The following is a 19088-nucleotide window of genomic DNA, read 5'->3' on the forward strand; positions in this document are numbered from 1 at the left end:
GTTGAGTTCATCTATATAATAGGATGCCAGTTTTTTGGACAAATTGCCCAGTCGAAGCTTACAGGTTTGTCAAGGTTGTAGGGGCGCACGCCGTGCGCCCCTACATCAGGGATAATTCATGGGGTAGGGGCACGATATTATCGTGCCCTAATCTAGCGGAATTCAACCGGGTATCAACTGTGGGTTAAACCAATTCCCAATCCCCATCCTCTACTCTCGACAAACGGGCAACCTCTGCCGCGCTTGCGGATGCGTCGCCAGATAATCCTTGAGCCAATCACAACCATTGGGTTTGGGTTTGAGATAATCGGGCGCACGCCGTGCGCCCCTACATCAGGGATAATTCATGGGGTAGGGGCACGATATTATCGTGCCCTAATCTAGGGAAATTCAACCGGGTATCAACTGTGGGTTAAACCAATTCCCAATCCCCATCCTCTACTCTCGACAAACGGGCAACCGCTCCCGCGCTTGCGGATGCGTCGCCAGATAATCCTTTGTCCCCCCTTGGCGATATTCAGTCAGGGTAGTTATCCCCTCCGCTTGTAATTGCGCCCCGACAATTTGCAATTCAATCGGGCGCACCTTCCCCGTATCTCCGGCTAAATCCTGCACCAACTGCTCGACTAATTCCGACTCCAGATGAAACTGCGATCGCGCCGTCAACTGTTCAATAATCGCCTGGGCATCCTCTGGGGCAAAATCTCCCAACTCATAGCGATTACTTTTATTCAGAATATCATTATTAATCACATCAATCCGTGCCAGACGTTCACACTCCAACAGATAATGGAGATAATCTTCCCGCAGGGATAAAATAACTTTCACATCGGGGAGATTTAGACAATCACTGAGGAACTCAAAAAAGGGTTTTCTGGCGGCGGTATCCTGACAGACAAAGAAGAACTCTTCAAACTGGTCAAAAATCAATACCACTAACCGATGGCGCTGTTCATTTTGTCGCAATTCTGCCAGGATAGCAGTGGTGGAACCTAACCCCCCCAGCCCCCCTTCCCTCGCAGGGAAGGGGGGAGTATTTAAAGGATTGATCACCTGTTCGTTTCTGTCTTGTTCGTTTCTGTCTTGTTCATTTCTCCCTTCTTCTTTTCTCCCCTCTTCCACCCCCCTTTCAAAGGGGGGCAAGGGGGGATAGAAAGGGGTTGGGAGAGAGGTTTCCCCTTCTACCAACAATCGCCCCAATTCTTCCACCCAATTGGTATAAACCCGCAAGGGAATCGGTAAAACATCCAACGCCTTGACCATTTTCTGCCGTAACGCTGGCACCAATCCCCCATTCACTATCGAACTTTTCCCCACGCCCGATTGCCCATGAATCACGGTTAATTTACAATCATCACGGGCAATTCTACCGATTAAACGCTCCACATCCCGCCCTCTACCCGACGCCGTAATCTCCAACGCCACCTTATCCTGAGACTCTCCCGGTAAGGGTTGGAGGCGACTGGCGCCAATAAATGCCCGTAAGCCTAACTGACTTTCAACTAATCCTTGTTCTTGCTTAATCGCAAATGCTTTTAAATAGTCCTTTTGATTACAATAGAGCCGTTGCAGTTCTTTTAAACTGTCACTATAAACCTGGGGATTAGCCTGGGGATGGGTTTAAACTCTCACCCGTTCCAATGTCTCAATCGCCGAGGGAATTTGATTTAATCCTTGCTGGGCTTTGGCTAAGAGGAATAGATATAAACTATGTCCCGTAAATAGTTGACAAGTCGGTTGATTAAGGCGGGAACGTAAAACAATCGTCCGTTCCAATGCCTCAATAATCTTACCGCCCCGAACTGAGGCAAAATCAATATAATACAGCTTATCTTCAGGATTCGCGATCGCGAGGGTTTTACTCGGATCACAAGCATCAAAGAACCTCAAAAAATCTAATTCCATTTTTGTTTAACGTCGTTCACCCCAATCTACTAGCTCGGCACACCTCATTTGGTGGATTAGAATTGTAGGGGCGCACCGGCGTGCGCCCATCAAACCGTCAAATCTATGCCACCATTTTAGCTGTGTCTCTCCAGTATTGGCTCGGCAAACCTCATTGGGTGGATTAGCCTGATGAAACAGCAAAATAGAAATAAAACCGCGATTAAATTAAAGGCGTGACAGCTAATCAGGAATTAGACAGTAAAGTAAACACTATACTAACCCCAACCAATCCCAGTAACCCGACGACGGCTGGGTGACGCTGACACCACAATTTTGCCGCCTGTAAGGGACTACGACGCGGCATATAAATCGTTTCAGGTTTCAGGGTAGACTGATCTTTATCTGTATAAAGGGTGCATTCCTTAGCATAAGGACGTTGAGGAAACGTACAGGTATCATCGGCATGATAGAGACAGGTTTGACACAAATACTCTTGCTCCACGGCTTGGTGTAAGGTAATACCTGGATGACCGTAGGCTTTGAGAATCATGCCACAATGAGGGCAAGTAATTTCTTGATTACTGATAGATTGATGGCAACGGGGACAACTAGACATCAGGTCTAACGTTAGCTGGGTGTTTGAGGAAATTTTCTGACTTGATATTCACTCGCCTGAATCATCTGATACGCTTTGCCAAACTCTTGCTCAAACCGCTTGTGGGTTTTATCCAACTGCTCTTGTGGAACAGCTTCCCACTGTTCACGGCTTGTCCAACGAATGATCAGGATGACCTCAGCAGGAGTTTCTGGCTCAATCCAGACTTCTTTGCTGATGAATCCTGGACAGCTAGCCAGCATGGATGTCCAGATTTCGGCATCTTTCTGAATAAATGTTTCCCGAAGTTCGGGCGAGACTCTAAATTTAAGATACTCAATTACCATAACTAGGTACTTGCGCTTGATCGGATACTGTGCAACTGAGGCAAAAACGAACACAGCAGCAGTTATGGGCAAGATAGCACACAATGGAACTGGAGGTGGTAATCAACCTCCCTTCCCCTATCCTGGGGGAAGCACCGAGTTACAGGAACAGCGTATGGATAATAGAGATTGGCTAAAGCAGTTATTGATGGTTGGTGTAGGCACAACGTCCATGGTGGCAGACAAACTGCGAGAAGTTAGCGATGAATGGGTAAAAGATGGAAAAATTAATCCAGAGCAAGCCCAAGGATTCGTCGATGATATGGTGCAGCAGATCAAATCGGAGCAAGGTAACTTTGAAGTCAACATGGAACGACAGCTACGGAACCTCTTGCAGGAGTTAGGTGTGCCTCGGCAAACGGAAGTGGATGAATTGCGCGGGCGCATTGACCGGTTGGAACGTCAAGTGCGGGATCTAGAAAATAAGCTGTGGCGTTAATCAAGGAAGGATAGAATAGGAGGATAGATTTTGAGAGATATTCTAATCAGCTTAGGTGTTATTGTTGCCTGTGGATTGTTATTGGTGGTGACTCAACTCAGTCGAGGGAGTGCAACAGCCGACGAACTCAACCTAACCCAACCTCAATCCCTCACCCAAGTCACCCAGGCTAGCCCCATCCCTGACAATCAACCCATTGCCATGAATACAGAGTCCACTGAAGCACAGAACACCGAGCAGGACATTGTGACCACACCATCGGGTTTGAAATATGTCGAACTCAAAGAAGGTGACGGCGCACAACCCCAAAAAGGTCAAACCGTTGTGGTTCACTATACCGGAACTCTGGAAGATGGCATCAAGTTTGATAGTTCCCGCGATCGCAACCGTCCGTTTTCCTTTAAACTCGGTGTAGGAAAGGTGATCAAAGGCTGGGATGAAGGCGTTGCCACGATGAAAGTTGGCGGACGTCGGCGGCTGATCGTTCCCCCAGAATTAGGCTATGGTTCTCGGGGTGCAGGTGGAGTGATTCCGCCTAACGCGACTCTAATTTTCGATGTAGAATTGCTAAAAATTAGTTAAAAATCATCACCCCTTTCCCAGTCAGCTCTAATGATCACTGATTGGGATGGGCGAGATTGCGGAAGCGAGTATACTGAGGGTCAAAGATTAACTTCACCACGCCAGTTGGACCATTGCGATGTTTGGTAATAATCACTTCGGTGATCCCTTGATCTGGCGTATCCGGATTATAATACTCATCCCGGTACAACATAATCACTAAGTCCGCATCTTGCTCAATCGAACCCGACTCTCTCAAATCGGACATCATTGGTCGCTTATTGTTCCGGGCTTCTACGGCTCGACTAAGCTGAGATAGAGCAATCACAGGAGTATTCAGTTCCCGGGCTAACCCTTTGAGAGAACGGGTAATCCGAGACAGTTCTTGGACTCGATTATCACTACCACTCCCTTCCATTAACTGCAAGTAATCGATCAAAACCAATCCCAGCATTCCCCCAAGTTCAGCCTGGAGACGCCGCAGATTTGATCGCATCTGCATAACGCTGGGGTTAGGCGTATCCTCAATATAAATGGGTAATTCTGATAACGTCCCCAGCGCTTGAGAGAGAGGTTCCCATTGATTTTGAGTAATTCGCCCCGTTCGCAAATAGTTACTTTCAATGTTCGCCTCGCTGGATAAAAGCCGCTGGACTAATTGCGCCTTGGACATTTCTAGACTAAAAATTGCCACCGGAAATCTATCGGCAATATTGCGAGCCATAGCCAACGCAAAGCTAGTTTTTCCCATTGAGGGTCTTCCCGCCACAATAATTAGATCAGAACGCCCAAACCCACCCGTTAACGCATCCAAGTCATAGAAATTAGAGGGTATACCAGGCAAAGCAATCCCTTCATGAAGGGTTTCTATTTCCTGAAAGGTTTGAATTAATGTCTCAGCGATTGGCACTAACCCTTGTTGCGGGCGCACCTGAGTCACATTAAAAATTTTCTGTTCGGCTTGATCAAGAACAAAGTCCAACTCCTTATGCGTCTCGTAACCCAATTGAACAATCTCATTTCCCGATTGGATGAGCTGACGGCGCAGGTACTTATCCATCACCAACGCCGCGTAGCGGTCAATATTGACGGCTGACACCGTGCGTTCAATTAACTGCGCTATCTTGCTCTGACCCCCCACCTTGTCTAATAATTTATGGTCATACAACCAAGAGGTAACGCTCATGAAATCCGTTGGCTTAGCTTCATGATGCAGAATGAAGGCACATCTATAGATTTCTTGGTGAGCGCTAACGTAGAAGGCTTCTGGAGACAATAAATCCACCACTCGACTCATGGCTTCGGGGTCAAGCATGATCCCGCCCAAAATCGACTCCTCCGCCTCAATGATTTGAGGCGGTATAGAGCTACTGATGATTGAAAGATTAAAGTCTAGAGCCATCGCCAAAGATAGCGAGTACAACAATGTAGCAGAGGGCACAGGGCAGTAAAGTCAATACGACTTACAGGAAGTCCTAATTTAGTTTCCTTTTCCCCTGCTCCCCCGCAAGGGCGGGCGCGAGTCAAGTTATCAGTTTGTGCCAAAACCTGATCGGATCGGTAAAACCCGCCCCTATATCCAATGTAGAGACGTAGCCGGCTACGTCTCTACATCGGAGCAACGTGAATTTCTATAACTGCCGTAACTTCTGGATGCAGTTTGACTTGAGCTTTATAGAAACCTAGCTTGCTGATATCGGGAAGCGTGATTCCCCGACGATCTATTTCTTGGTTCGTCGCTGCTTGAATGGCTTCTGCTACATCGGCTGCCGTAACTGTACCAAAGATTGCCTCTTGTTCACCCACTTGCTTACGTATGGTAAAACGACCTATAGTTTCTAATGCCGTCTTACGGGCTTCAGCTTGCCGCTTTTCTTCAAGTAAACGTTGTCGCTCTTGTTCTTTGCGCCGCTCAACTTGCTTGAGAATGCCAGCAGTGGCTAAGGTGCCAATCCCATGGGGAATCAAATAATTACGAGCATAGCCAGGAGCGACATCCACCAGTTCGCCGGATTTGCCTAGCTTCCTAACGTCTTGATTTAAAACTAACTGTACACGTTTTGCCATTGTCTTTTTTGGGTACGGGCTGCTTAACTTAGACTATATGATGCTTACTCAGAACTCCAATTATACGAAAATTTGGGATTCGTGTAGAGACGTAGCATGCTACGTCTCTACACCCTGGGGTGAAGTACCCCAACTTGCTTCGCTCTTATTTGGGGCTTCCAACTTAGCTAAACAAGGACGGTCTTATTCGTCTTTGGGATTTCCCGTCTCATTCGCCGATGCCACGTTGGGCACTTTCTAATTCCTAAGAGCAGAAAGTCCAGAACTCAATCTGGTGATGGTCTTACTCAGCGTCCACAGGCAGCCGCCCGTCTTCCACAGGCAGTTATTTTTTACTCGTACAACATAACTTGGCTTATCTTTTACCGTAGGGCGTAACAAGAGCGAACCAGTGGTCATGTTCTTTCCCTAGCTGCGATGTTTGGAGCGACCAGCATCTTACTGCTACTTTGAAGTTAGCCTGTCTGATAGTCCATACGCAAGAGAAGGGTCAACAACCATTTTTATAGTAGCAGTCTGTTGATTGACTCCGTACCTCCGGAGGGTCCGCTGTCCATCCTCACCCTCCTGAGCCTGCGAAGGATCTGCTGAGGGTGAGGACTTCCGCGACTACGTTAAAATTGATCCTTCATCCCCCGCAACCGGGCAAAGGTTTGTACAGGTTCTGTACTGTTCACAGCTTTTTGGATTGTCGGTTGTTCCCAGCGCAAAAAGGGATTCGTCAGTTTTTCGACGCCCAGTAGGGAGGGTACTGTTGCCTCTAAGCGACGACGAGCCGCTTCAACGTCAATATATCGGCTGTGGAGGTGTGGGTTTTTGGGATCAACGGTGCGGGCAAATTTGAGATTTTTTAGGGTGTATTCATGGGCGCACCAGACACGAGTATTGTCTGGTAAAGCTCGTAGCTTGCTCAAAGAATCAACCATCTGTGTGGGTGTCCCTTCAAAAAGTCTGCCACATCCTCCGGCGAATAAGGTGTCACCACAGAATAATTCCCCCACGTCATCGCTGGTGACAGGGGGAAAATAGTAAGCGATATGTCCGCTAGTATGACCGGGAACAAAAAAGACCTCAGCCGTGCGATCGCCAAACTGAACCTGATCCCCCTCTTGTAAAAATACCTGTTGTCCCGGAATTCTGCCGCGATCTTGGGTTCCGCCATAGACACAGACATCAGGGTATCGCTGGATTAACTCTCGATTTCCACCCACATGATCCCAGTGATGATGAGTGTTAAAAATTGTTACTAACTCTGCACCCAGTTTTTCCAGATGCTGCCATACAGGTTGAGCCTCGGCTGGATCAACGACAGCAGCAATGTTCTGTTCGGGTTCATGGAGCAAAAAGATATAGTTATCCGAAAGGGCTGGTAGTCTATGGACTTGCATATTGAATCGTTCCTCCTCAGAAAAGTCTGTTATCAATCATTTTCCGTATTTAGAGATAAACCACCTCAATGGCAAATCCTCTGATTATGCCGACATTCTGAATAGGCATTAGATTAGAATGGAGCTACGAAGGAAGCCCTGAACCTTCATCCTATCTCTACTGCCGCTTACTCAGCTTTAGGTCAGGAACCCCATAGCTAAAGCTAGGGGCTTGAGTAAAGCCCATACCTGACCAGCCTAAGACCTGCGCGGTCTACGTTATGCCTAAGCGTTAAAGTTCGTACCTACAAATGCGTAGCTAGTTTGTAGCTCTACAACTTCAGCATTAAACAGGCTTACAGGGTTAAACCAGTGTGTTGGAGATAGTACCGAGGCATAACATTGGCGAAGCTAACATTACCCCGGAAACGGGAGTTAGGGGCAACCATACCCCTAAAAACTAACCCATATCGTACAGGTTGAAAGCGTGAGTCTGTAACTGCCCAGACGAAAGGTGAATGCAATACATCGAACGCGGTAAGTAAATCCAAGGCGGTAGGGGTTTCAATTCAAATATGCAGTCGTACACACGGGAAATGGATGCGATGCCAACAGCTTCTCACTCAAAGGAAGTCCTGTCGGACTGTGTTCCGTGTAAGGGGGCGAATTCCTCCCCATACATAAATGACAGGGGTTTCCATTTGCCCCCTTACCAACCCAATTTTCGATGACGAACCTCGGTTAACTAGGCTATCGTAAGTCAAGAGTATAGGTCACCACTAACAACGACTAACCGCCCATGGCAGGAACTGTTCAACGCCCCTCTAGTCCCGCGATCGCCCAAATTGTTGATCGGATTCTCGATACGGGTCAATTGAGTCGTTTGGAGTATCTTCAGTTGGTTACTACGATGCTTTCTGACTATAAAGTTACTGATGAAGAACGTAGTTATATCAATCGCGTATTGGATGAACGGCAAATGGGACGACTACAGTGGATCAGTTAAAAAAAAGCAAATCCTTGAAACCAAAGCGGAAAATTTCATTAGTTGTCAGTGACTTATCAAGCAGTGGATCTGGCAGGTGGGGCGGAGCCGTTCGACCATTTTTATTGTATAAAGCTCTACAAAAACTTGATTATGAAGTTGAAGTTATCGGATTTGTTCCCCACGAGCAGCGTCAAGATAGTCCGCCGCCAGAAATTCCGATTGTGACAATTCCCGCCTATAATTACCCAAAATTTCTTATTTCAATCAATAATTTAATTAAACATATCCAAGGAAATATTATTTATGCCAGTAAATTAAAACCAACCAGCTTTGGTGTTGCCCTCATTCAAAAGTTTAAAACCCGATGTCCTGTTCTATTAGATATAGACGATTGGGAGTTAAGTTGGTACGGAGGGGATGACTGGACATACCGTCCTAGCTTAAAACAATTCGCTAGAGATATTCTCAAACCTGAAGGCGCTCTCAGAAATCCGAATCATCCTGTTTATTTAAGATTGACAGAAGGCTTAGTTTCCCAAGCTGATGTAATCACAACTCACACCCATTTCATGCAAGAACGTTTTGGTGGTGTATATCTCCCTCAGGGCAAAGATACTACCGTATTCGATCCCAGTCAGTATAATCCAGAAACTAGTAGAACACGATATAATCTGTCTAACTATCGAGTTATCATGTTTCCAGGAGCGCCACGACCTTATAAAGGTGTAGAGGATGTTTTGCTCGCACTCGATCAATTAAATGAATCTGACTTAAGGCTTGTAATTGTTGGGGGTAGTCCATACGATGATTATGACCATCAACTTATGGAAAAGTGGGGACATTGGATTATCAAGCTACCAAGGTTACCTGTGTCAGCAATGCCTGAAGTCGTTGCAGCGGCTCATATTGTGGTCGTTCCTCAGCGAGATACTCCAGCCGCTAAAGCTCAGTTTCCCTTAAAACTAACTGATGCGATGGCAATGGGCAAACCAATTTTATCGACGCGCGTTGGCGACATTCCGGAAATTTTAGGAGACACGGGTTATCTGGTTGATGCCAGTTCTCCTGAACAAATTGCTGATAAAATTCGGTGGATATTCCAAAACTATCAAGACGCCAATGAGCGAGGAAAAAAGGCTAGACAAAGGTGCATAGAATGTTACAGTATAGACAAAATGTCAGACATACTATCTGAAGTCCTTAATAAGTTATAGCTTTAGATATTGAATAGACTGAAAAAATAAAACTATATGGCTTCCAATTTATTATCAAAAGTTCTTAGACGATATCCAGTACGAGTTACGACAACAGTTCTCTTGGGACTATCGGGTGGATTATTTAATGGTATTGGTACAGCCCTAATCGCTCCGATCATTTTAAATCTATTAGGTATAGATTTAGATTTAAAAAGTGGTCCGCCAATTCTTCAGGCGATCATGTCACCCTTTAATAACCTGCAGGGAAATTATCGGCTGATAGCGATGGCGGGAGCGATTGTGGGACTAATTACTTTAAAAAATCTTTCTAATTATGCCAGTACATTAGCATCGAGTTCGTTAAGACGCAGAATTACATGTGATTTACGTGAAGCAGGAGTAAAATTATTGCTCGATGTAGATATAGATTTTTACTCTCGAATGAAAGTCGGTGATCTAGTGAATCGCCTGGGTACAGAAATTGGTCGAGCCGCTGGCGAGGTCAGTACCCTATTAAATATGATGGTGACTGTAACGAATGCTTTAGTATTTCTCGCCTTGCTACTGGCTCTTTCTTGGGAATTGACGTTAGCTTCAACAGTTTTAGTGGCTATTGTAGCTGTAGTCAATCAATATTCGATTAGTCGTGCCAAGATATTTGGTAAGCAGCTATCAAGTCTGTCAAAAGCTTATTCGATTGCCGTGCTAGAAACTTTAAGCGGAATTAGACTCGTTAAATCTACAGGTAATGATGAGAGAGAGTATCAAAGAATCCGAAAGCTAATCCGCGATCGCGAAAAGGCAGATTTTCAATCTCAGGCAAACAATGCAGCCATAGGACCTGTTGGTGAAGTGACTAGCATTGTGGGTTTGCTGGGGATTGTGTTTATGGGACGAATATTTTTTGCCAGTCAGATAGAGGCTCTATCGGCGGTATTACTAAGTTTTCTCATCTTACTTCAACGGCTTTTACCGTTAATTTCCCAATTAAACAAAGCAAGGGGTTCCTTGGCAAATAGTTCTGCCAGTGTGGAAGTGGCACATGACTTCTTGCGCCAAGATAATAAGCCCTTTATGAACCAAGGTTCTCAGCCTTACAATCCCTTAAAAGAAGGGATTCATTTTCAGGCTCTATCGTTTGCCTATCCAACTCAAGTAAACAAGTTAATATTAAAAGATGTTGATTTATACTTACCTCGTGGTACAACATTAGCTTTAGTGGGATCGTCGGGTGCCGGCAAGTCAACATTAGCAGATTTATTACCACGATTTTATGACCCCATAGAGGGAAGTATTACCCTAGATGGAATCGATTTGCGGGAGTTTGATATCAAAAGTCTCCGCAATAATATGGGAATTGTTAGCCAGGATACATTTTTGTTTAATACCTCGGTTCATGATAATATTGCTTATGCTCGACCGGATGCTTCCGAAAAAGACGTAATTGAAGCAGCGCGACGGGCAAATGCCTTAGAATTTATTGAACAACTCCCTCAGGGGTTTAAGACGATGATTGGCGATCGCGGGGTGCTATTATCAGGAGGACAGCGTCAGCGTCTTGCCATTGCTCGCGCTCTTTTGCAAAATCCGGATATCTTGATTCTGGACGAAGCCACGAGTGCATTAGATACGGTTTCTGAGCGTCTGGTACAAGAAGCGCTGGAAGAATTAAGTCGCGATCGCACAACTCTAGTTATTGCTCACCGCCTTTCAACTGTGCAAAACGCTGATCAAATTGCCGTCTTAGAGAAAGGATGTGTAATGGAAGTCGGGAAACATGACGAACTTTTACGCAAAGGAGGGTACTACGCCCGGTTGTACCAGATGCAATTTGCTGAACATCCTCAAGCTAAGCCGACAGCGAATCCTGCTTTAATTAAAGCATCTCACGAAGTCCGAACCATGCTCAATTCCATGATCGGTTCTATCCGGTTATTAGCGGATGACTTAGTAGATACCCCAGAAGAGGAGAATGAATTATTAGAAGAATCCTATAGTTCAGCCATCAATATTCTTAATACTATTGAACTATTTGAGAATAGTGCTAAATTTACCAAAAAATAGGTCGCATTTTATTGGACGAAAGTATATTGATTATGAAAAAGTATTATATTTACTTTAGTAGAAAATTATCATTACAACCCGGTACTGCCCATGAAATTCATGATGTTCTTTGCGCTAATGCTGCTGCCAATTTGGGCTACTCTACTGTTTTAATCTATCCCCATGAAAGTTCAAGTGATGCAAATTTACTCAATTTAATTTCGCCTTTCAATCCTAAACCTCCTAGTGAGGAATTTAAAGAATTTTATAATAGTCAAGATAAGCTAGAAGTGGCGCTTCTACCTAAACCTTGGTTTATAGATAAAGGGGGGAAATTGACTAGCTTTAATACCCTACTATCCAAATACTATTTTCCGATACATATTCGTCCTCATACTCAAATCGTACACACAAGGGATTGGAACTTTGTTAAAACAGCCGTAAAACAAGGAGTTCCCACGGTTTATGAACGTCACTACTATCAGGAAAAACCCTTTGAACCAGAAATTGTTCACAGTCCCTTCTTTCAAATTGCAATAACTCAGTCAGAAATTATCCGTGAAAGCTTGATTCAACATGGCATGCCCCCGGAGAAAGTAGTATGGCTAGATAATGGCTTTGATCGCTCCTTTCTAGCCAGACAACCTGAAGAAGCTGAAAGTTGGCGAAAAGAACTTTTGGCGAATGAACGCCAACATCTTGCTGTTTATTCAGGAGCATTGCATCGTTTTAAAGGGATTGATGATTTAATTGATGCCGCTAGAGAGTTACCTCAAGTACAATTTGCTCTGACAGGTGGAACAGAATCACAAGTTAGTCATTACCAACAGATAATTGATAATAGAAATATTAATAATGTTAAACTATTAGGCTGGATTCTTCCACGAAGTCGATTAGTGAGTGTGTTGCAAGCTGCTGATGTTTTAGTTCATCCGCACTGTTCTGGCGATGCTGCCAATTTTACAAATCCAGTTAAGTTTTTTCAGTATATGGCTTCTGGGACTCCCATTGTAGTAACGGAAATTCCACCCCTGATGAGATTTAAGGAATCTCCTATGATTGCAGCCTGGTGTCAACCTGATAATCCTACGTCCCTTGCACAGTGTATTGAGAATGTTTTAAACACCTATCCGAGAAGAATAGAAGGGTATCCAGAAAGTATAGAATTTGCACGTCAGTTTTCTTGGGAAAATCGAATTGAGAAAATTATGAGCTATGTAGATGAGTCTATGCGTCCCGAAAATATAAATCGGCAGAATTAGTCAGATTCTAAATTATTGCCATAACTGTGACAGTAAAATTGTCTCTAATTCAATAGATTAAAGGTTAACTTACCCAAAGCCTAACATTAGGAGGTTTTCTGAAATGAACTTTCGTAAAATGAAAACTAACGAACTTGATTCAAGATCACCCCAAGCAAGACTTATTGCTTTTTATCTTCCTCAGTTTCATCCTATTCCAGAGAATGATGACTGGTGGGGTAAAGGTTTTACTGAATGGACGAATGTAGCTAAGGCAAAACCTTTATTTTTCGGTCACTATCAACCCCGTCTTCCTGCCGATTTAGGCTATTATGACTTGCGGGTTCCTGAAACCCGCATCGCACAAGCAGAACTGGCTAAACAGCATGGAATAGAAGGTTTTTGTTACTGGCATTATTGGTTTGCAGGCAGGCGATTATTAGAAAGACCTTTCACTGAAATTTTAAAGCTGAAAAAACCAGATTTTCCTTTCTGTTTGGCTTGGGCAAATCAATCTTGGTCAGGTATTTGGCACGGTTGTCCCGATAGGATCTTAGTCCAACAAACTTATCCGGGGATCGAAGACTATAAAGCTCATTTTTATGCAGTTCTAAATGCCTTTGGCGATAGTCGTTACATTACAGTTGAAGACAAACCTCTCTTCGTTGTTTATAATCCTCATGCCTTGCCAGAACCGAAGCAATTTATTGATTGTTGGCAAAACTTGGCAGTTAAATCTGGCTTAAAAGGACTATATTTTGTGGGAATTACTAAAAACCCTCAATGGAATCCTGAATTAGATGGATTTGATGCTTTTACAGTCAGTAACCCTGACTATATTTTTAATCAGCGATCACCCAGAATTTTTCTTAAAAAAAGTATTATTGAAAAATTATCTAAAAAATCGCTCCAATTAGTTTCTAAAAAAATCTATGACAATAAATATCCTCCCTTACCTACTCTTTTTTCCTATGAAAAAGCTATTAAAAACGCATTCATCACAAATAATATAGAGTCTGAAAACTACCCTTGTGTATTTCCAAATTGGGACAATACACCCAGGAGTGGAGTAAACGGCAAAGTATTTCTTGATTCGACTCCAGATTTATTTAGAGTTCACTTGCGAGAAGCTCTCGAACAAGTTGCGTCTAAAGATCTAGAAAAAAGAATTATTTTTATCAAGTCTTGGAATGAATGGGCAGAAGGAAATTACCTAGAACCAGATATCAAATTTGGGAAAGGCTATTTACAAGTTATTAGAGATGAAATTTATAATCCAACATAATAAATAAAATTTCATTTTTTAGGTTTCTACTTTATCAATTAAATTGTAATCATATAATTCTATCTCTTTATGAAAAATTGAATTAATGCAATCAATTTCATTCTGCTTTAATAAAATTTCAGGAGATTGGCGAGAGGAATGAAGATATAGTTACATAAGGTGAACGTACATTATAATTATACAATTTTCTCCGTAATCGTGCAACGAATACACTCTCCTACTATCGCTGTCCTCCAAGGATTCGGGGGGACTACAGGGAGTCGGAGATGGCGCAACATCAGGGATAATTGGTATCATTACCCCGGCGCTCATCGTGTCATCGGGGGACTGTTTAAATCGAATTCGCTTGAACGCTCATGTTTAGGACTTACGCACTCAGCCTGATCAACAACAGCAGAATGAGGCTTTCAGTTTGTCCACTAACGCTCAGAACCACGAGATTTCATTTCAGTGTGTAACTCATAAATAAGGATGTTCATTGACATGTCCCTGCCAATCAGAGATGATAGTTAACTGCTTATGTATTCTTGCTCGGATCAGGTCGAGATATACCAAATGCTACTCAAACCCATAGAGAGCTAGCGATTCATCGCCTCTCTACAGGAGTGGGACGAACGCGAAAATAGTCATCCTGACTACCCAATGCGTCAATCCCAACTCCCCAATGAGCTAGCTACCTGTACGGCTACATTTAAGGACAATCCCATGAGTTACGCAATTATTGAGACAGGCGGCAAACAACTCCGAGTTGAACCCGGTCGCTTTTACGACATTGAACTCCTACCTGTTGAACCTGAGGAGAAAGTCACCATTGAACGGGTTTTGCTGGTTGAAAATAATGGTGAAGTCACCATCGGTCAGCCTTGGGTTGATGGAGCGACAGTTGAAGGCACGGTGATGCGGCACTTTCGCGATCGCAAAATCCTAGTCTACAAGATGAAGCCGAAGAAGAAAACCCGCAAAAAGCGGGGACATCGCCAGGAAATTACTCGCCTGATGATTGATACTATCAGCCTGAATGGTTCAGTGTTAGCGACTACTAGCACTGAGTCCCCAGAAACACCGACTTCTGAGACTCCTGTAGAGGTAATGTCAACTGAGGCGGAGGAGTCAGCACCTGAAGCAACATCTGAAACTGCTTCAGAATAAGAATAGGAATCTACTCACACCAAATCCGCCTTTATCACTCCCTTTTGAGGAGGCGATTGAAATTGCTGCTACACAAGCAAAGTCCGCCTGCGCGGACTAGGTTATAACGGGGGTAGCATTCCCTGGATTTGGTATCACACCATTAAAACAAGAGGAGACTATGGCTCATAAGAAAGGTACAGGTAGTACCCGTAACGGTCGTGACTCTAATGCCAAACGGCTAGGAGTTAAACGCTTTGGCGGTCAAGTTGTCAAAGCCGGTAACATTTTGGTGCGTCAGCGGGGTACCAAATTTCACCCTGGCACCAATGTTGGTCGTGGCAAAGATGATACTCTATTTGCCCTGATTGATGGCACGGTGACGTTTGAGAGAAAGGGTAAATCTGGCAAGAAAGTGAGCATTTATCCAGTTGCGGCTGAAGCCGAACTGGCAACAGCTCAGGTTTAGATTTGTAGGTTGGGTTGAACGAAGTCAAACCCAACCTGTTAGGGTTGGGTCTCGTCCCTAGACCCAACCTACCCCCTGAAGCTAGCTCAGTTGTAACCCCGTTTATGTTAAGATCCATTTCAATTCTGAAAATTCGCTTAGAAAGGAAGACTTAAATATGGAAGCAGCCATGCTGTTGGCGAAATTGCCTGAAGCTTATTCTATCTTTGACCCTATCGTAGACGTTCTCCCGGTCATCCCTGTCTTTTTCTTGCTGCTAGCGTTTGTTTGGCAAGCGGCTGTAGGTTTCCGTTAAACGAAGAAGAAACAGTTTCTGACACAGGGGGTTGAGTAGAGGGCGACCCGCTCAAATTGTGTGAATAGGGTTATTGGTGCAAGGGACGGGTCGCCCCTAAACTCCGAAACACAGGATTTTTCTCTCATCCGTTGCGGATGTGAGCGCCTCCGTTCCATAGTGTCTCAGATCTTGCACCGCCCGATTAAAAATGATGCTTTATCTTCTTAGCTGCTTCCGCCAATCGTTTTCTTAAATGCCGATCGCTCACCAAGGCGCTTGATATAGTCTGAGATAGCTGGGTACTCGCTCAGATCAAGCTGTAACATAATCGGGATATAACTCAAATACGCTCCCACCGCCACATCAGCCACGCTAAACTGATCTCCCAACAAGAACGGTTGATTTTGTAAACGTTGCTCAAGCGGGGGAAATAATTTCGGCATTTCCCGCTCTCGACTCGCCTCCACAAAAATTCCCGGACCAAGGGTCGCATTGGCAAACAAAATCCATTGAGCTATGGTTGCTTGCTCTTCCAACCCGTTCAGGTTGCCATATTTTTGAGCCAGGTAGAGCAAAATTGCCCCCGACTCCCAAAGTGGGAAATCCCCATCCACAATAGCTGGGACTTTACCCATGGGATTAATCGCCAGATAATCCGGCAGGCGATGTTCCCCGGCTTGCATATCCAACAGCACATAGTCGTAGGGAACGCCCAGTTCTTCTAAATACCACTGGACAATTGACGCCCGACTGCGGGAGCCACCATAAAGTTTTAGCATCGTCGTTTGGGTTAAAGAACTTTGTGAGTGTATTCGTGCTGTTTAACGTCGTCTTCCTTACGCACAACTCGTATCTGATTCAGCACCCGCTTGCGTTCGATGGAGTAATTGAAATCATCGCGCATTGTACCAGGAGGAATGTGGGATTGTGCCTCCGGACGAGTTTTGTACGTGCGAGCCGCTGCGATCGCGCGGACGATAAAATCATCGCAAAAATGAGCCTCGGCGGGAAATTCAGGCGGTTTTTCTGGGGTGTCACCACTGATCACCTCGCCCAGTGTGGTGCCACGCGCCATGGAATAAGACGTTGGAATTCCTTTGAGAATTGCCTCCAGAGCCGCTGAAGGAATCGGTTCCAGGATTTTTACCTCCTCAACTTCACCCTCTTGTTTCAAGAAGCAGGTGGCTAAGCCTACAACTAAATAATTATCCGCACTAACGTCAGGAGCATCCTGTAATGCTGTTGCCGTTGCCATATTTTGAGTGTCCTTAATGATATCCCAACCCAAACCAATCAGTTACTTTGGTTGCATTTTACCACCTTCTAGATGGACATCCTTGATAGATGGGTTAGACTAGGCAAGCAATTGCCGGGAAATGTAAAGAAACATTGCAGATTTCTGGCGCGTTACCGTTAGCCCAGTAAGGTTGGGAGACAGAGCATCGCCAGATGGCAATAAAGATTTCAGTGCGATCGCCAGCTATATGAACTTGTGTCCGATTGTGCCAATTTTTGTAGGTTCACACAGCTAGCGGAGTGAACAACACTCAGGATAGAGGGAATGACTCAGCTTCATTCACTAAGATTTCAGGAAAGCAGCTAAGCTGTGCTGTAGATTTCTCATAGAACATCAATCAGTTGGGTTGGCTGGTGATTATGAAGAGGAGTAAAGACGCCTCAGGAAGTGACACACCGACACCAACTCGCGGGGTGCAGCCAGACTTAAGGTTGATTGTAGATAGACCGCAGGTGTTGTTGGAGGACGATTATGAACACTCATGTATTTATCAAAGGCGATGAAGAGAATAGACAATGGATTCCCATGTCCCGCCGCAAACCCCAGCCTTTACCCCCGATTAAACTGACACCTCGAACCCCGGATCACCTTTCGATTAAAAGTCTACGCACCGGCGCACAACGCAAAGCCAAACAGGGAGAGTACAGTAGTGCGATCGCGCTTTTGAGTCAGGCAATTAGACATCATCCTACCCATGCCATTGACTATAACAATCGGGGCTTGATTTACTTCCAAATGGGTCAGCGTCAAAAAGCCTTAGACGATTACAACCGAGCCTTACAACTCAATCCTGAATTGGACAGTGCTTACAATAATCGCGGCAATTACTATGCTGCCATGGGACAATTAGCTAAAGCCCTGGCGGATTATGAAAAAGCATTGGATCTCAATCCGCGTAATGTTCGCACTTGGGTTAACCAAGCCATCACCTTTCGGGAATTAGGGCTTTATGACCTCGCCATAGAAAACCTAGACTTGGCTTTAATTTTGGGATGCCTACAAAACCACATCTATGCCGAACGAGGTCGTACCTATCATCTGCGGGGAGATTGGAACTGCGCGATCGCTGACTATCAACGCGCTCTCTCTCAACTCCCTGTATCAGGAACCTCAGGTCGTCTACGCCGGAAAGTTGAAACCTGGATGAGCGAGTTGCTCGATCCGTTAACCGCTTAAACTCGAATTATCCTTTGTTTACTATCCCAGGAAACGTGATCGTTGTTTAGTTATCAGGCATACGACGTCGATCTTCCCAGACGACCTGACGCTGATTTGGATCAACCCGATAACTTTGATCTTGCATAACTTGTCTAGCTTGTGCCGGATCAAAGGCTTCGCCGAAGTCATTGCGGAGTTTCTTGACACGGCTTTGGGTGCGTTTCACTTCAGCGCGTACTTCTTGTAACTTCGCTCTTTGGGAAAAATGATAGGGCAACAGTTGCGCCAATCCAGCGATCGCGGCAGTACAAAGAATTACATTTACCACTAACTTAGCTGTAATTTCACCAGCAACGACGGAATAGGAATGCCGCCGAGGACGACGTTCTTGGCGAGTAACCCTGCGGCGGGTTGGTAGGGGTTGCCGAGTTGGTCGAGAGGTTGGGATTGCATTCATCTCAAAAAAAACTTGCTGAAGACTCCCGTTATCATCACGATCGGTACTTTCGTAAATAGCACGCTGCAAATTACCCGATACACTAGCACTAACCATTCAGTTACCGTGCTACCAACTGCCGGGAGCATCTGTAGGTGTGTACAGACAGATAACCTACAGCATTTTACTGCAATTATCCGGAATATCAGGGGGGCGACTCAAACCGTATCTGTATATACAAGACAAGGGTTGACGTCGCACCCCTTAT

20 protein-coding genes and 1 pseudogene are annotated in these 19088 nt (G+C 44.8%); 11 read left to right on the plus strand and 10 right to left on the minus strand.

Going from position 1 to position 19088, the window contains the following annotated elements:
- Window positions 1-438: 438 nt before the first annotated feature.
- The 4 genes and pseudogenes from RLO19_RS13735 to RLO19_RS13750 form a co-directional block, all read right to left on the minus strand.
- Entirely contained in the window at window positions 439-1425 is a 987-nt protein-coding gene (locus tag RLO19_RS13735) for an nSTAND1 domain-containing NTPase (protein ID WP_446357192.1), read from the minus strand.
- 285 nt (window positions 1426-1710) lie between these two features.
- A pseudogene (locus RLO19_RS13740) lies at window positions 1711-1905 on the minus strand (ATP-binding protein); the annotation flags it as partial.
- Between the two features lie 226 nt (window positions 1906-2131).
- The gene (locus RLO19_RS13745) at window positions 2132-2503 is read right to left on the minus strand and encodes a hypothetical protein (protein WP_446357193.1); all 372 of its coding nucleotides are present in this window, start codon (window positions 2501-2503) and stop codon (window positions 2132-2134) included.
- Window positions 2504-2514: 11 nt separating this feature from the next.
- Window positions 2515-2829 carry a TIGR03792 family protein gene (locus RLO19_RS13750; RefSeq protein ID WP_446357194.1) on the minus strand — a complete coding sequence of 105 codons (315 nt, stop codon included), beginning with the start codon at window positions 2827-2829 and terminating at the stop codon, window positions 2515-2517.
- A gap of 154 nt (window positions 2830-2983) precedes the next feature.
- On the opposite strand from RLO19_RS13750, the gene RLO19_RS13755 reads away from it, so the two are divergent.
- Together RLO19_RS13755 and RLO19_RS13760 are read left to right on the plus strand one after the other, a co-directional pair.
- Complete coding sequence (locus tag RLO19_RS13755) at window positions 2984-3307, plus strand: phasin family protein (RefSeq protein ID WP_446357297.1); 324 nt, start codon at window positions 2984-2986, stop codon at window positions 3305-3307.
- A gap of 30 nt (window positions 3308-3337) precedes the next feature.
- On the plus strand, window positions 3338-3889 hold the full coding sequence (locus RLO19_RS13760) for an FKBP-type peptidyl-prolyl cis-trans isomerase (RefSeq protein ID WP_446357196.1): 552 nt from the start codon (window positions 3338-3340) through the stop codon (window positions 3887-3889).
- Window positions 3890-3923: 34 nt separating this feature from the next.
- On the opposite strand, the gene dnaB is transcribed toward RLO19_RS13760, so the two are convergent.
- The 3 genes from dnaB to gloB form a co-directional block, all read right to left on the minus strand.
- Entirely contained in the window at window positions 3924-5270 is a 1347-nt protein-coding gene (gene dnaB / locus RLO19_RS13765; RefSeq protein WP_446357198.1) for a replicative DNA helicase, read from the minus strand.
- Between the two features lie 206 nt (window positions 5271-5476).
- On the minus strand, window positions 5477-5935 hold the full coding sequence (gene rplI, locus RLO19_RS13770; RefSeq protein ID WP_446357199.1) for a 50S ribosomal protein L9: 459 nt from the start codon (window positions 5933-5935) through the stop codon (window positions 5477-5479).
- Window positions 5936-6549: 614 nt separating this feature from the next.
- Entirely contained in the window at window positions 6550-7323 is a 774-nt protein-coding gene (gloB, locus tag RLO19_RS13775) for a hydroxyacylglutathione hydrolase (protein ID WP_446357201.1), read from the minus strand.
- 778 nt (window positions 7324-8101) lie between these two features.
- On the opposite strand from gloB, the gene RLO19_RS13780 reads away from it, so the two are divergent.
- The 8 genes from RLO19_RS13780 (at window position 8102) to RLO19_RS13815 (ending at window position 15947) form a co-directional block, all read left to right on the plus strand.
- Window positions 8102-8308, plus strand: coding sequence for a hypothetical protein (locus tag RLO19_RS13780; protein ID WP_446339733.1), 207 nt, complete (start codon window positions 8102-8104; stop codon window positions 8306-8308).
- A gap of 14 nt (window positions 8309-8322) precedes the next feature.
- Window positions 8323-9504: a glycosyltransferase family 4 protein gene (locus RLO19_RS13785; protein WP_446357202.1), complete on the plus strand. Its 1182-nt coding sequence runs from the start codon at window positions 8323-8325 to the stop codon at window positions 9502-9504.
- Between the two features lie 36 nt (window positions 9505-9540).
- Window positions 9541-11550, plus strand: a complete 2010-nt coding sequence (locus RLO19_RS13790) for an ABC transporter ATP-binding protein (protein ID WP_446357203.1) — start codon at window positions 9541-9543, stop codon at window positions 11548-11550.
- Window positions 11551-11582: 32 nt separating this feature from the next.
- The gene (locus RLO19_RS13795) at window positions 11583-12791 is read left to right on the plus strand and encodes a glycosyltransferase (protein WP_446357205.1); all 1209 of its coding nucleotides are present in this window, start codon (window positions 11583-11585) and stop codon (window positions 12789-12791) included.
- A gap of 118 nt (window positions 12792-12909) precedes the next feature.
- Window positions 12910-14055 carry a glycosyltransferase WbsX family protein gene (locus tag RLO19_RS13800; RefSeq protein WP_446357207.1) on the plus strand — a complete coding sequence of 382 codons (1146 nt, stop codon included), beginning with the start codon at window positions 12910-12912 and terminating at the stop codon, window positions 14053-14055.
- Window positions 14056-14760: 705 nt separating this feature from the next.
- Window positions 14761-15204: a 50S ribosomal protein L21 gene (gene rplU, locus RLO19_RS13805; protein ID WP_446357208.1), complete on the plus strand. Its 444-nt coding sequence runs from the start codon at window positions 14761-14763 to the stop codon at window positions 15202-15204.
- Between the two features lie 160 nt (window positions 15205-15364).
- Window positions 15365-15652, plus strand: coding sequence for a 50S ribosomal protein L27 (gene rpmA, locus RLO19_RS13810; protein ID WP_446339739.1), 288 nt, complete (start codon window positions 15365-15367; stop codon window positions 15650-15652).
- A gap of 157 nt (window positions 15653-15809) precedes the next feature.
- Window positions 15810-15947 (plus strand): photosystem II reaction center protein K, encoded by a 138-nt coding sequence (locus RLO19_RS13815; RefSeq protein WP_006103223.1) that lies wholly within the window; start codon window positions 15810-15812, stop codon window positions 15945-15947.
- 206 nt (window positions 15948-16153) lie between these two features.
- Here the strand turns inward: RLO19_RS13815 and RLO19_RS13820 are convergent, their stop codons facing one another.
- Complete coding sequence (locus RLO19_RS13820) at window positions 16154-16708, minus strand: glutathione S-transferase family protein (protein ID WP_446357210.1); 555 nt, start codon at window positions 16706-16708, stop codon at window positions 16154-16156.
- Between the two features lie 11 nt (window positions 16709-16719).
- Complete coding sequence (locus tag RLO19_RS13825) at window positions 16720-17184, minus strand: hypothetical protein (protein ID WP_446357211.1); 465 nt, start codon at window positions 17182-17184, stop codon at window positions 16720-16722.
- 513 nt (window positions 17185-17697) lie between these two features.
- Here RLO19_RS13825 and RLO19_RS13830 point away from each other — a divergent pair.
- The gene (locus RLO19_RS13830; RefSeq protein ID WP_446339742.1) at window positions 17698-18402 is read left to right on the plus strand and encodes a tetratricopeptide repeat protein; all 705 of its coding nucleotides are present in this window, start codon (window positions 17698-17700) and stop codon (window positions 18400-18402) included.
- Window positions 18403-18448: 46 nt separating this feature from the next.
- Here the strand turns inward: RLO19_RS13830 and RLO19_RS13835 are convergent, their stop codons facing one another.
- Window positions 18449-18937: a slr1601 family putative cell division protein gene (locus tag RLO19_RS13835; RefSeq protein WP_446357213.1), complete on the minus strand. Its 489-nt coding sequence runs from the start codon at window positions 18935-18937 to the stop codon at window positions 18449-18451.
- Window positions 18938-19088: the final 151 nt, after the last annotated feature.

This window comes from Coleofasciculus sp. G2-EDA-02 (genome assembly GCF_040226375.1).
In the GTDB taxonomy this organism is placed as follows: Bacteria; Cyanobacteriota; Cyanobacteriia; order Cyanobacteriales; family Coleofasciculaceae; genus Coleofasciculus.

Coding starts and splice junctions, on each gene's coding strand:
- RLO19_RS13745 (WP_446357193.1), bottom strand. CDS start 2,503: ATGTCTAGTTGTCCCCGTTGCCATCAATCTATCAGTAATCAAGAAATT.
- RLO19_RS13830 (WP_446339742.1), top strand. CDS start 17,698: ATGAACACTCATGTATTTATCAAAGGCGATGAAGAGAATAGACAATGG.
- rplU (WP_446357208.1), top strand. CDS start 14,761: ATGAGTTACGCAATTATTGAGACAGGCGGCAAACAACTCCGAGTTGAA.
- dnaB (WP_446357198.1), bottom strand. CDS start 5,270: ATGGCTCTAGACTTTAATCTTTCAATCATCAGTAGCTCTATACCGCCT.
- RLO19_RS13800 (WP_446357207.1), top strand. CDS start 12,910: ATGAAAACTAACGAACTTGATTCAAGATCACCCCAAGCAAGACTTATT.
- RLO19_RS13815 (WP_006103223.1), top strand. CDS start 15,810: ATGGAAGCAGCCATGCTGTTGGCGAAATTGCCTGAAGCTTATTCTATC.
- RLO19_RS13820 (WP_446357210.1), bottom strand. CDS start 16,708: ATGCTAAAACTTTATGGTGGCTCCCGCAGTCGGGCGTCAATTGTCCAG.
- RLO19_RS13825 (WP_446357211.1), bottom strand. CDS start 17,184: ATGGCAACGGCAACAGCATTACAGGATGCTCCTGACGTTAGTGCGGAT.
- RLO19_RS13780 (WP_446339733.1), top strand. CDS start 8,102: ATGGCAGGAACTGTTCAACGCCCCTCTAGTCCCGCGATCGCCCAAATT.
- rpmA (WP_446339739.1), top strand. CDS start 15,365: ATGGCTCATAAGAAAGGTACAGGTAGTACCCGTAACGGTCGTGACTCT.
- RLO19_RS13750 (WP_446357194.1), bottom strand. CDS start 2,829: ATGGTAATTGAGTATCTTAAATTTAGAGTCTCGCCCGAACTTCGGGAA.
- RLO19_RS13795 (WP_446357205.1), top strand. CDS start 11,583: ATGAAAAAGTATTATATTTACTTTAGTAGAAAATTATCATTACAACCC.
- RLO19_RS13835 (WP_446357213.1), bottom strand. CDS start 18,937: ATGGTTAGTGCTAGTGTATCGGGTAATTTGCAGCGTGCTATTTACGAA.
- gloB (WP_446357201.1), bottom strand. CDS start 7,323: ATGCAAGTCCATAGACTACCAGCCCTTTCGGATAACTATATCTTTTTG.
- RLO19_RS13755 (WP_446357297.1), top strand. CDS start 2,984: ATGGATAATAGAGATTGGCTAAAGCAGTTATTGATGGTTGGTGTAGGC.
- RLO19_RS13790 (WP_446357203.1), top strand. CDS start 9,541: ATGGCTTCCAATTTATTATCAAAAGTTCTTAGACGATATCCAGTACGA.
- rplI (WP_446357199.1), bottom strand. CDS start 5,935: ATGGCAAAACGTGTACAGTTAGTTTTAAATCAAGACGTTAGGAAGCTA.